Raw genomic sequence first — 12,385 nt, forward strand, 5'->3', positions numbered from 1 at the left:
TTATCTCCTACTTTACATGTCATTTCTAAAATTTTTCTTAAGGCAATGACAAATGAACCTTATTCTTTTTTTGAGAAATGACGATTACTGGCATCATCTCTTTGCCATTAAAATCATAAACCACCATTTCTGGCTGATATAAATCAAATGCTTGCCCTACGAATACGCAGGCAGCGTTTGAGGCGCAAATTAACAAATGTACTCGCTCGACTTTATATTTGTCACGTAATGTTTGGAGTAGTGAGTGCAGCTCTGCTTTTAGCTCCTGCCCATTCTCAGGATGAGGTATTGCAGCGTTCCCCATTTGCTTTGCAATAATAGATATTTCAGGGTGTGCCAGATTATCAGCAGCAACCTTCATAGCGTCAGGAAAATTGGTAAGAGCTACAGTTAATGTAACGTCTGTCGACTGCACCATATCGCTAAGACCGTTTATTTCATAAGGCTTCTCTATCTTTGCACTCTGGGGCCAAAGCCAGTTGTTACCATCTCGATATCTTAGCATTGGTGTAATTTCAGACTTGTTACCTAGGCTAGCTCCCAACCCGACTAATGCAGGCATGGGCCCGAATGCGAATAGAGCTGCGCGATACCCGAAATCCTTTGATTGATTGATAATATCCTTAGCTTCATCGGACACGATTTCATCCATATCTTCCACAAATCGCTCTGGCTTTGAGATATATCGACGTTCATTACCACTTAAATTGTTCAGCGTTCCCTTGATGCGAGCTTTTAAACGAGATAAACATCCTGCGATATCCTTCATTTCTGGGGGGGAAACAACATGCCCCCCGACAGGCCACAGTACAGAGAAAACCGGGATGGGATGGTAGCTAAGCCCTTCAAGCAATTTCTCTGTATTAATTTGAAATTCAGACCGCATTTGAGTCAGTCTGGTTGCAGGATAATTTGCACAAGCAACTCTATCGATTAATCTGTGGTGTTTATCACATAACAGGAGAACATTACTTGGTGTATCTGATAGCTGCTCTGACAAATAGATGATACCCCGAGGACCAGACTCTGAGGAAGCAACATTGTGTGCCAAGTAAGAGTAGTTGCCTGATTCACCAGTAAGGGAATCAATATCTAGTTTTTCTCCACAACCCTCAAACATACAATAGCCATGGCTATCACGCTTGACTTGGTTGACTGTAGGTGTTGTGAAATCGTTTCCCCGTCCTTTGTTAAACCTGTTTGCTGTACTTCTGGTGATATAATCTATCAAGTCTGCAACTGATATATTTGAAGACTGACTGTTGCACGCATCCCACACACTGAAAAGCGCATCAATAGAGCTGAGATTTGCCCGAGTCAAACTTCTCCCCTGTAGATGCCTTAGTTCAATATCACCTTTTGTAGCAATTAAATTCAGAGCCTTTACCATTTCATCATCAGGTAGGTTAAGCCGGAAGCTGGCTTTGATCTTATCTGAATACATTACATACACTTGGTTCATTACATGTTCGTCAGTAAGCAACCCAACATGCATCTCACTGCCGTCAACATTGAAGCTATGTAAGAACTCCGTAAGCTTGGAAACCGACTCCAATGGATAAAAACAGGCCTGATGAAAAATCAAAGTTTTATTACTCATCTATTTCTTCCTTATAAACACACTCAAAAATCCCTTCAACTTCCCTAAAGATGCACATATTTACTTGGCCAATAATCACAAAAAGGAGTCTTCGGTCTGGATTACGCTTGATGCATTCACACCAATCAGAAATATCAACATTCGACGGTATAGGTGTGTGTTGTGGATGTGTGTGCCATGTTCCAACATATCCCAATGTACCTTTAGAGCTTTTGAAATAAGAATCAACAACACGTTGATGGTGTGACGCTCGCAAATTAAAACTTGTTCTAGTTGCAGAATCCTGCTTCTGGGGTAACGTGCATGTGTCCAACCAGAATTCGGAGGCACATTCAGACTGAGAGCCAATTAACGCCCCAAATGCTTCATGCGAATCTTTGTCTAATTGACGGTTATCTCGCCAAATGTTGAGCAACTCCAAAGGTACATGAACCTTTGTTTTACCATTGGTCGCCATTTCGCTATTGAGAACAAACATCGCAGTCCTCATCAGTAAGCGGCAAATATTCAAGCGAATGCTTAAAATTGTAGAAACGATGAGTTAACTTGATACCTTCATTTACCGCATCATCGTCATCACCTTTCCAGCTTGTTTTGCATGATTCCGTTTGCTTACCTTCCAAATATCTAATCGCTAGATTAGCCGTCATTACACCAGTCTGAGCTGAACTTGCAGCACCATAAGAAATAAATTGTTCACCGCATCCAGCGATACTTTTCATAGTCACTTGGTTTGGTTCTATAAAGTTCATGTTTGAAACTAACCCCCGGGCACCAGATTCTGGGCAGACATAAGAACACAGCAGGCACCCTTTTGACTCAGAAACATCTAATACCGCATGGCCACCAATCCCAAATCCCTCCAACCAACTATTGATTACCGCCACGTCTGTGTTGGTATCTAATAAATATTGCTTAAACAATCGCTCCTGCGTCGGATTACCAATAGCAATGACAAGCAAATCATAACTTTCCATATTTTGGTTCCGCGCAAATTTCATTAGATCATCTGGATACCATGTTGCGTTAGACCAAGGAAACTGCCTCTGAATAGCCACACTTAGGGCAAATGATTTAGGTGCACCGACCCAGCCTTGCTCTAAAACATGGCGATACAAATTATTGATTTCATATATGTCCGGATCTACCAGAGTTAAAGATTTGACACCAGCAGCTGACAACTTGTGCGCAATTTCGCATCCGACAGAACCGACGCCTATTACTGCCACCTTTTTATCTGAAAGAGACAATCGTCCACCGCCTCGTTGTACCGTACTTTCTTGATTAAATAACCGGATGGGTAAGGCTGCCAGTGTCCAGTCTTTTAGCTTTTCACCCGTTAGAGGTAGCGCTTTCTTTGATTTGCAAACAAGCTTTAGGGCAAACCATGTACGATCATCATTGACTGTATTAGCTGTAAAAACTATCCAATAAGTAGTATCACGCCATTGGCCAAACTTTTGCTGTAATTCATTTCTGATTGTTGTTGGTAATGCTGTGATGGTATCAATGTACCATTGCTCAAGAGAGTCAAATCGAGACGGTGCTGGAGTGAGCTTATGGATAGGAATGACTAATGCTATACCTGCGGCTTCCCTATTTCCCTTCACCATAGACAAGTGAATATCGCTGATTCCAGAAAAGGAATTATCAGCAGGGTGCACCATATAATGACTTTCGATGCCAAACTCTTTGTCGCTTAAAGGTGCGTATACTGCCAGCCTTTGCAATATGGGCTTTTCAATATTCGCCAGTAACGGTTTAGAATCATCCTGCCGACATTTTCTTAGCCAGTCACTATAGAACTCACGAAGCAACTCCTTATTATTCCAATCGGGATTTGTTAAGCACATCTCTAACAGTGCCACATGCCGTTTAAGGGACTCTTCGACAACTAATTGTGGTTGCTCGAAATTTATTGATAGGGAATCAGGATCATTAACACAAACAGCGCCAAATATTGCACCAGAATACTGGTATACAGTAACGTGAGCTAGCCTGCCAAAAGAGTCAGCGTCAATCAATACAAACTCTGGAAGGCTATGAAAAGGAGGCTCAGCCGCCAGCATCAACTGGATTTCGGACTCTGCAATAGTTACGTTGACAACGAGCCGAGGGAATCCACCTATGTCACTCACAATGCAGTCATACCCAATCCGCGTAAGATGCTGCTTGATTTTACTTTGCAAACTACGCTCCTTGCGACGTTCCAACCACACCGGCGTTGCTATATGCTACTTTTCCAGCATTGTCACTTTGCTCTTTTTCGGGAACTTCGAAATCATTACCAAATAGTCCTTGTAATATTTCACATTGCTTCTTCAGTGAATCTTCCTCTAAAGCTTGATCAAGCTTTGTGAGCAATAACTTAAATTTGTTATAGAGCTGAGTGCCTGTATCAATACTGCTGTTTTCGAACACATTTATATATGGCTGCACAGGTAAATAAACGTTGACCTTATATTTATTGTCACCGGCCCAATGAAAATAATTACTGGCCATAATTGCCCCGACGGTGTCGCGCAGTGATTGAAGATCATCGACCTTACCGTTGTTATCTATCGCAGGACGAAACTGCTCTTTCAGCATTAAGGTTAATCCGATTGAAAAAACCTTCTTGCCAATAGCCTGCCCGAACTTCTCATCACGCCATCGCTTAAAATATCTAACCAACCGCTTGAATTGCTTTATTTTAAGGTCCGCTGAGCCAATAAACAGGCTACTATTGTTAATGTGCTCGATCAGCTTTTTAGGTTCTGAGGGTGACCATTCTCGATTTTGTTCATTCGAGTTTAACTTACCGACTGCCAACTCATACTGCTCACCACCTTTCCTGTACACAACAATGTCGATATGCAGACTTAGGTTAATGTAGTCGGCAGTGACACAAGGCTTTTTAACCCTTGCGTTTTTAAATCCACGCTTCTCAAGTACCTTCAATACAAGCTTTTTTAGCTCAACTGGGTTATCGGGAGCATTGTCGGCGTCAATCACTACGGCTCTGTCAATATCAAAGTCGTCTACTGGATGCTTTATTCCTGTATATGTACTCAGTGATCCCTGAATAAAAGTTTCGATTATTGGATAGCCCGCACTTCTAAATTCGGCCTTAATCTCATCCAATATGCTATTGTCCTTGGCTCTGGCTTCTCGGTAAGCATCGTCCTCTCTACCTAGCTTTATTTTGTCGTGAAATTTTGAAAACCTATTCTGTATCGACATATTAAACTACCTTTTGCTAAGAACTTTTAAGCTTACCTACTAAAGGCAAACTTCTGGGAGTAACGGCATCAAGCACTAAATGACTTAAATATCCTGCGCTGGCGCACAATAAAAGTAGCCGAACTACTTTCTCTAAATTGTCCTCAGGATCCCAGTCATACACTCTCTTTGTGCCGTATCCCACTAATCCTACAAAAGCTAGGCTATGGAAAAACTGTCTATGATGAGGATTTTTAAACGCGGGCTCTAAAATATCAGGTAACTTTCCAAAAAGTGTTCCAACAATGGGCGCGGTTAATAATAATTTGGGATCTTTATCTATTAACTCAGGATTAGCTAGCCCGACCGCGAGGCCTGTTAACCCACCCGCCAAGCTATGAGTTCTGCCGTTAGCCATACTACTTCTCCTTCCTTACGCCTTTAAAAGGAGTCTTATCGGACGTTTTCACGTCTAAAAACCTGCCCGTATCGGAGTCACGTTTAACATAGTGACCAGAAGGGGTTTTAGTTTGTGAGCGACCCCGCACGGCACCATGCCGACGGTTATCACCTGATTTTCCATTGGTAGCCATGAGGGCCTCCTATTAGTTGTTTATAAAATTAAAAGATCGCAATATGCGATACTTATGATATTTATACATCATCATATTGATGATGTAAAGTGATTATAAGTAGTTTATATTATTAACATAAAAGTAAAAAAATGGATGGCACATGAAAGATATCAATGAAGTTCCAAAAAATGTGCATGATAGACTGGAGTACATCGAGTTTATGTTGCGATTCAGAGGCTGGGTTTCTCGTTCTGATCTGACAGAAAGGTTTGAACTAGGAGAAGCCGCAGCAACAAGAGACATACGTCTTTACCGAGAGCATGCAGAACAAAACCTTGCCCTAAATCAGAAAACAAAAAAATATGAAATATGTGAAAACAAATTTAAGCCGTTGTTTGCATTTTCTATTCAACGTGCCCTTTCGAAACTGCGTACCTCAAAAGTTGCAGAGTCGCTGGGCCTATCAGAATTTAATGGCGTACTTAATCCCCCACGACTGGCTTACCCTGACGTAGATGTGCTATCTAGCGTTACTCGTGCAATCTCATCTTCAAGAGCACTTAAGGTAACTTATAAGGCATTAGTAAGTGGTAAGTCGAATAAGCTGCTGTATCCATTAGCTATATTTGACAATGGAATCCATTGGTACTTAAGAGCATTTGATCCTTCTAAAAAAGAATATAGATCATATGTATTAACAAGGTTTGTTTCTGTAGAAATCGATCACGACAATCCAGTTAAAGGTGAAATGAAGCTTTCAGATCATCAATGGAATAGAATGGTTGAATTAGAATTAGTTCCACATCCAAATAAACGAAATGTTAGACAGCCGGATACCATATCACATGACTTTAACATGGAAGGTGGCAAGCTAAAATTAACTGTCAGAGCTGCCGTAGCCGGTTACTGGCTAAGACATTGGAATGTGGACTGTACGGAAGATCACAGCCTTGAGGGTTTTCACTATCAATTGTGGCTATGTAATCACCAAACCTTGTACAACGTCGAAAGTCGCTCACTAGCACCCGGACTGTCTGAATACCAATAACAAAAATAACAACAAACATTTTAGAACTGCCTGTTGGCCCTTTCTGCATAAATTGTATGGGGCAATTCAACAGCATTGTTCTTACAAAAGGAACTTAAAGGAATACCATGGCAATTAAAAAAACAGAACTCTATTCATCCCTTTGGGCTAGCTGTGATGAGCTGCGTGGCGGGATGGATGCCAGCCAATATAAAGATTACGTGCTTACTATGTTGTTTATGAAGTACGTTTCAGACAAGTTCAAAGGTGACCCTTACGGCATGATTGTAGTGCCAAAAGGTGCTAGTTATGACGATATGGTTGCCGCGAAAGGCGATAAAGAAATTGGCGATAAGATTAATAAAATTATCGCGGCCTTAGCCGAAGAAAATGATCTTAAAGGTGTGATTGACGTTGCCGACTTTAACGATGAAGACAAGTTAGGTAAAGGCAAAGAAATGATCGACCGCCTGACTAAACTGGTGGGTATTTTTCAAGGTTTAGATTTAACTGCCAACCGCGCTGCGGGTGATGATTTATTAGGTGATGCATATGAATATCTTATGCGTCACTTTGCTACCGAATCAGGTAAATCAAAGGGGCAGTTCTATACGCCATCTGAAGTATCACAAATTCTAGCCAAGGTTGTGGGGATAACAGAGGACACTCCACAGGACGCAACTGTGTATGACTGTGCGTGCGGGTCGGGTTCACTATTGCTAAAAGCCAGCGATGAAGCCCCGCGTGGTTTATCTATTTTTGGGCAGGAAATGGATAACGCCACTAGTGCATTAGCCCGTATGAATATGATATTGCATAACAACGCCACCGCCAAAATCTGGAAAGGTAATACCTTGTCAGATCCGCAATGGAAAGATGCGGCCAACCAATTAAAAACCTTTGATTTTGCAGTAGCTAACCCACCTTTTTCAAATAAAAATTGGACTAGTGGCTTAACCCCAGAAAACGATTTATACAACCGCTTTACTTGGGGTATTCCACCAGAAAAAAACGGTGATTACACCTTCTTATTGCACATTATCAAAAGCTTAAAAAGCACAGGTAAAGGCGCGGTTATCTTGCCTCATGGTGTGTTATTTCGTGGCAATGCTGAGGCCACCATTCGTGAAAATCTCATCAAGCAAGGTTACATTAAAGGCATTATTGGTTTACCTGCTAACTTGTTTTACGGCACAGGCATTCCTGCTTGTATTATTGTGATTGATAAAGAGCACGCACAACAGGCAGTGACTAACTTTAATGAAGGTGATGACAACCTGCCAACAGTTACAGGCCGCCCTATCTTTATGATTGATGCCAGTAAAGGCTTTATCAAAGATGGCAATAAGAACCGCTTACGTAGCCAAGACATTCATAAAATTGTGGATGTGTTTAACAAAGGTATAGTGTTAGATGGATTTAGCCGTTTAGTGCCGCTGGATGTCGTTGCTGCTAACGATTACAACCTCAATATTCCGCGCTATATCGACTCGTCAGAGCCAGAAGATTTGCACGATTTGAGCGCCCATTTGCAAGGTGGCATTCCAAACCGTGATATTGATGCTCTAGAGCACTACTGGCAGGTATTCCCAAGCATTCGCGCCACACTGTTTAAACCCGCCCGTGATGGCTACAGCCACGGCATGATTGAAGCAAGCAAGGTTAAAAGCAGCATTCTTGCCCATCAAGAATTTAAAGACTTTGCCAGCCGCAGCTTATTGCCATTTAAACAATGGATACCACAGGCTAAGTTGAAAGAAATCAAGGTAGGCGATAATCCGAAAAGCTTCATTTTTAATATTTCTGAAAGCTTACTTAACGCCTATGCCAATAGCGACCTGCTCAGTAAATACGACATTTACCAAATCTTAATGGATTATTGGGCAGATACCATGCAAGACGATGTTTATGTATTGGCGCAAGACGATTGGCAAGCAGGAAACATCTTACGTGAGTTAGTGGCGAAAAAGGGCGAAAAACTCAAAGAAACGCCTGACTTAATCATTAATAAGAAAAAGTACAAAGCTGAGCTTATTCCACCAAGCCTGATAGTGGCGCGTTACTTTGCCGCTGAACAAACACATGTGGATGCGCAGCAAGCCAAGCAAGACGAAGCCACTCTAGCTCTTGAAGCCTACTTAGAAGAACATGGTGCTGAAGACGGTTTATTGGCTGATGCAATGAACGATAAAGACAAGATCACCAAAGCCAGTGTCTTAGCACGAACTAAACTAGTAGCCAATTCTGAAGAATTGAAAGCTTTAATGCATGCCTCTAAGTTATTTAACGCAGATGCCGCAGCCAAAAAAGCCGTAAAAGAAGCGCAAGAAAAACTCGATTTAGCAGTGTTTAACCAATACCCCAAACTTTCTATCGATGAAATCAAAACTCTGATTGTCGATGATAAATGGTTAGCTACACTGCAAGCGAGCATCATTGCAGAAATAGAACGTGTTACTCAACATATGGCAAATCGCGTAAAAGAACTGGAAGAGCGCTACAGCAAACCATTACCGACACTAACCAAATCGGTTGAAGACTTGAGCGACAAAGTGGCAGATCATCTAAAAGCAATGGGCTTGGAGTGGTCGCTATGAGTGTGATTGAACGAGAAGTTCCGAAAGGATATCAACAAACGGATGTTGGAGTTATTCCTGTTGAGTGGGAAAGTGTCAATTTTGGCGATCTATTCCAGCAGTCAATTACAAGAAAACAACTAAAACCAAATGATTGCATAACTTTTATTGGAATGCAGGATGTTAGTGAGTCAGCTCAGTTAACTAGTCCTAAGAATAGAATATACGAACAAGTAAAGACAGGATTTACATATTTCGAAAAAAATGACGTTTTAGTAGCTAAAATTACGCCATGTTTTGAAAATGGAAAAGGATGTTATACGCATGAAATAAATACTGAAGTAGGTTTCGGTAGTACAGAGTTTCATGTACTGAGAGCGAAAGAAAAGTCGGACTCTAAGTTTATATATTTTTGGACTACTAGAAATAGTTTAAGGCAAGACTTAGAAGGAGAAATGGTTGGAAGCGCTGGACACAGACGAGTGCCCTTAGCTGCTTTACAAAATTATCGTATACCTTGCCCAAGTAATAGTGAAGAACAAACCGCCATTGCCAATGCTTTATCCGATGTCGATGCTCTATTAACTGAATTAGAAAATCTAATTGCCAAAAAACAAGCGATTAAAACCGCCACTATGCAGCAACTGCTAACAGGCAAAACCCGTTTACCGCAATTCGCTACCCACACCGAAGGTGAAAAGCAAGACCAACCCAAAGGCACCAAACCCAGTGAACTAGGCGAAATCCCTGAGGATTGGGATGTAAAAGCTTTTGGACAAGTTATGTGTATTAGACATGGCAAAGATCAAAAAGCTGTACAAGTAGTTGATGGACTTTATCCGATCTTTGGTACTGGTGGAAAAATGGGAACTACCAATACTCCCCTATATGATAAGCCTTCGGTACTTATTGGACGAAAAGGTACAATAAACAAACCAAGATATGCTGATAATCCATTCTGGACTGTAGACACTTTATTTTATTCGGAAATCGCACCTAATGCTGAACCCAAATTTATATTTTACAAGTTCTGTATGATTGATTGGATGCAATACAATGAGGCTTCTGGTGTTCCTAGTCTAAACGCTTCAACCATCGAGAGCGTTACAGCTTCTTTTCCTAGTAAAGAAGAGCAAACCGCTATAGCCACCATTCTCTCGGATATGGATAACGAAATCCAAACCCTTGAACAGCGCCTAAAGAAAACCCGCCAAATCAAACAAGGCATGATGCAAGAACTACTCACAGGCCGCACAAGGTTACCATTTTGATTTGCGTGAATTGTGTTTACCTCCGCTCTTTAAAAGAGTTTGTTACTAGTAATGGTCTAAGTGCAAGTTGTGACTATTGTGATAACCAAGATATCTGTGTAGACGATGAAAAGTTTGAACAGTTTTTGCTAGGTAAGGCGAAAGAAATATTGGTCACTACGGACGAGTTATCAAAGTATGACCAAGCGATGATATTCGAATGCGGTAGCCCTGACCCTCATGTATTTAAACTATTTGACTTCTTTGAATCCCACCTCGATTTAGTAAATGAGTCATTTGTAGAGCAATTTATCGAAAAAGTACCGGATGAAACCAATCAGAATGGCTATTCAATTTTATATGTTTTAAATGATGGCAACCTTGATGAATTAAATGATTTCGAAGAGCGTTGGTATAATTTTACTCATTCAATACGACATAGTAAGCGGTTTTTTAATAAGTTGGCCTTCACGTTTTGTAAGGACTTATTTGAAACAATTGTCGAGGACGGTCAGTTACTAAAGCATTTAGTTGTTGATTTACCAGCCACACAACCTCTTTACCGTGCAAGAGTGGGTTACTCTATTGCTGATATTGAAGCCATTGATAAAGATCCTATAAACCAGTTAGGAGCGGTGCCTGCAAAATTTGCTAGTTCACAGCGAATGACTCCAGCAGGTGTATCCGCATTCTATGCAGCATTTGACCGAAATACATGTATTAGTGAATTAAGACCAATTGTAGGCGATGGTGTGGTTTCCGGAGAATTTCGCCCGAATAGAGCTTTAAAACTCTTGGATTTGAACATTTTGAAAGATGTTCAAATTAATGACGATATATTTTCAGATAGATGGCTGGTTTTATCTCATGCTTACGCTTTTTTCCCAGAGTTGGTCTTCAAACTTACACGACCGTCTAGTCGTAATAATCAACATGATTATTTAGCGACTCAAGTCATCTTTGAGTTTCTCAGTACCGAATTTGGTTCTCAAATTGACGGAATTATATACCCTTCAATACAAAAAAACGGTGACAGCAAATGTGTGGTTTTATTCCCAGAACATTCGCTAGCAAACAACGGTTTAGTAAATATCAACAATGTCGATGATCCTTTCGAAGAAAATAACCCAGCATTATTTTTTGTTCCTGAGTCAATCAAGTTTCATAAAGTGAAGAGTGCAAGCTTTGAAGCAACAGAAGAAGACAACTCAGTAATGCTAACATCCAGTGATTCGATGCTAAGAACGTTTTTCCCAAGTGAGAGATAATAAACATGGTATTACTAATATTGGTGCAAGCCTGTGACTGAATTTGATGGTGTGCTTAAAGGGCATTATTTTATCGGCTGGGATGTTGGTGGTTGGAATTGTTCAAAGAATAGTAACAGTCGCGACGCCCTTGTGATCTTAGACAGCCAAGGTCAGATAGTAGGTTTGCCTTGGCGCGGCAATTTATCATCCATTATCCATGAATCACCGGATCAACCGTCCTTTATTCAGGCCATGTTTACACTGTGCAAGACTGAATATTTACATGGTAGGGTAACTCTAGCGATTGATACGCCGCTTGGGTTCAGCGACGGTTTTCGGACATTGCTGGAAGGAAAATATTTAGATGGTGAAACACCCAATGCTTTAAACCCTTATCTTTTTCGAAAAACCGAGCAGTTTTTAGCAGGCTGGGGTTATACACCGCTTTCTTCCATCAAAGATATGATTGGTAGTCAAGCCACTAAAGGGATGCATGTTGTGGCCAAGTTTGCTGCGAATATTTTACGAACAGGCGTATGGCAAAATGAAAACCTAACCATTATCGAAGCTTATCCTTCACCTTGTGCATATTCTGAACTTATTTTTAGTATGCAAAAACAAGCATCGTTAAGCTGGATTATAGATGAACTTGGTAATGAACAATTGTTAGATACGAGGTTGCCAACACAGGATCATATAGATGCGTTAACTTGTGCATTGATTGCTAAGCTATTCGTAATTAGGCCACAGTGCCTAACTGCCCCAGATAACAATGCGTCTCAAAAAGAAGGTTGGATTTTTGTTCCCAAAGATTGTTTACAAGACGAAGACAAAATCAAACAAGGCATGAAGCAAGAGTTACTGACAGCTCGCACACGGTTGCCCTTTGACAAAAAACAATAAGGA

The 12,385-nt window shown here is 40.9% G+C and carries 11 protein-coding genes; 5 read left to right on the plus strand and 6 right to left on the minus strand.

The annotated features are described in order from the left end of the window. Positions 1–37: 37 nt before the first annotated feature. Genes VUI23_RS15865 through VUI23_RS15890 form a run of 6 tightly spaced genes read right to left on the minus strand, consistent with a single transcriptional unit; the run spans position 38 to position 5,394 of the window. Entirely contained in the window at positions 38–1,600 is a 1,563-nt protein-coding gene (locus tag VUI23_RS15865; RefSeq protein WP_342804971.1) for an SAVED domain-containing protein, read from the minus strand. Further along, positions 1,593–2,078: a Mov34/MPN/PAD-1 family protein gene (locus VUI23_RS15870; protein WP_342804972.1), complete on the minus strand. Its 486-nt coding sequence runs from the start codon at positions 2,076–2,078 to the stop codon at positions 1,593–1,595. Before VUI23_RS15870 ends, VUI23_RS15865 begins: the two co-directional genes overlap by 8 nt. Next, positions 2,062–3,789 (minus strand): ThiF family adenylyltransferase, encoded by a 1,728-nt coding sequence (locus VUI23_RS15875; protein ID WP_342804973.1) that lies wholly within the window; start codon positions 3,787–3,789, stop codon positions 2,062–2,064. The genes VUI23_RS15870 and VUI23_RS15875 overlap by 17 nt, the downstream gene beginning before the upstream one ends. A gap of 1 nt (position 3,790) precedes the next feature. Continuing rightward, the gene (locus VUI23_RS15880; RefSeq protein WP_342804974.1) at positions 3,791–4,822 is read right to left on the minus strand and encodes a nucleotidyltransferase; all 1,032 of its coding nucleotides are present in this window, start codon (positions 4,820–4,822) and stop codon (positions 3,791–3,793) included. A 16-nt stretch (positions 4,823–4,838) separates the two neighbouring features. Further along, complete coding sequence (locus VUI23_RS15885) at positions 4,839–5,219, minus strand: metal-dependent hydrolase (RefSeq protein WP_008843044.1); 381 nt, start codon at positions 5,217–5,219, stop codon at positions 4,839–4,841. Between the two features lies 1 nt (position 5,220). Next, positions 5,221–5,394: a hypothetical protein gene (locus tag VUI23_RS15890; protein ID WP_342804975.1), complete on the minus strand. Its 174-nt coding sequence runs from the start codon at positions 5,392–5,394 to the stop codon at positions 5,221–5,223. Between the two features lie 142 nt (positions 5,395–5,536). Between VUI23_RS15890 and VUI23_RS15895 the strand changes: the two genes are divergently transcribed. The 5 genes from VUI23_RS15895 to VUI23_RS15915 all read left to right on the plus strand — a co-directional run bounded on the left by VUI23_RS15895 (position 5,537) and on the right by VUI23_RS15915 (position 12,382). Beyond that, the gene (locus tag VUI23_RS15895; protein WP_342804976.1) at positions 5,537–6,424 is read left to right on the plus strand and encodes a WYL domain-containing protein; all 888 of its coding nucleotides are present in this window, start codon (positions 5,537–5,539) and stop codon (positions 6,422–6,424) included. 107 nt (positions 6,425–6,531) lie between these two features. Then, positions 6,532–9,000, plus strand: a complete 2,469-nt coding sequence (locus VUI23_RS15900) for a type I restriction-modification system subunit M (protein ID WP_342804977.1) — start codon at positions 6,532–6,534, stop codon at positions 8,998–9,000. Then, positions 8,997–10,250, plus strand: a complete 1,254-nt coding sequence (locus VUI23_RS15905) for a restriction endonuclease subunit S (protein ID WP_342804978.1) — start codon at positions 8,997–8,999, stop codon at positions 10,248–10,250. The genes VUI23_RS15900 and VUI23_RS15905 overlap by 4 nt, the downstream gene beginning before the upstream one ends. A 5-nt stretch (positions 10,251–10,255) precedes the next feature. Next, a complete protein-coding gene (locus VUI23_RS15910) occupies positions 10,256–11,497 on the plus strand; it encodes an RES family NAD+ phosphorylase (protein WP_342808306.1) in 1,242 nt (413 codons plus the stop codon). 33 nt (positions 11,498–11,530) lie between these two features. Beyond that, on the plus strand, positions 11,531–12,382 hold the full coding sequence (locus VUI23_RS15915) for a hypothetical protein (protein WP_342804979.1): 852 nt from the start codon (positions 11,531–11,533) through the stop codon (positions 12,380–12,382). The last annotated feature ends 3 nt before the right edge of the window (positions 12,383–12,385 follow it).

The sequence above is a fragment of the Alteromonas sp. M12 genome (assembly GCF_037478005.1).
Lineage (GTDB): Bacteria > Pseudomonadota > Gammaproteobacteria > Enterobacterales > Alteromonadaceae > Aliiglaciecola > Aliiglaciecola lipolytica_A.

Coding starts and splice junctions, on each gene's coding strand:
- VUI23_RS15870 (WP_342804972.1), bottom strand. CDS start 2,078: ATGTTTGTTCTCAATAGCGAAATGGCGACCAATGGTAAAACAAAGGTT.
- VUI23_RS15895 (WP_342804976.1), top strand. CDS start 5,537: ATGAAAGATATCAATGAAGTTCCAAAAAATGTGCATGATAGACTGGAG.
- VUI23_RS15885 (WP_008843044.1), bottom strand. CDS start 5,219: ATGGCTAACGGCAGAACTCATAGCTTGGCGGGTGGGTTAACAGGCCTC.
- VUI23_RS15905 (WP_342804978.1), top strand. CDS start 8,997: ATGAGTGTGATTGAACGAGAAGTTCCGAAAGGATATCAACAAACGGAT.
- VUI23_RS15890 (WP_342804975.1), bottom strand. CDS start 5,394: ATGGCTACCAATGGAAAATCAGGTGATAACCGTCGGCATGGTGCCGTG.
- VUI23_RS15900 (WP_342804977.1), top strand. CDS start 6,532: ATGGCAATTAAAAAAACAGAACTCTATTCATCCCTTTGGGCTAGCTGT.
- VUI23_RS15865 (WP_342804971.1), bottom strand. CDS start 1,600: ATGAGTAATAAAACTTTGATTTTTCATCAGGCCTGTTTTTATCCATTG.
- VUI23_RS15880 (WP_342804974.1), bottom strand. CDS start 4,822: ATGTCGATACAGAATAGGTTTTCAAAATTTCACGACAAAATAAAGCTA.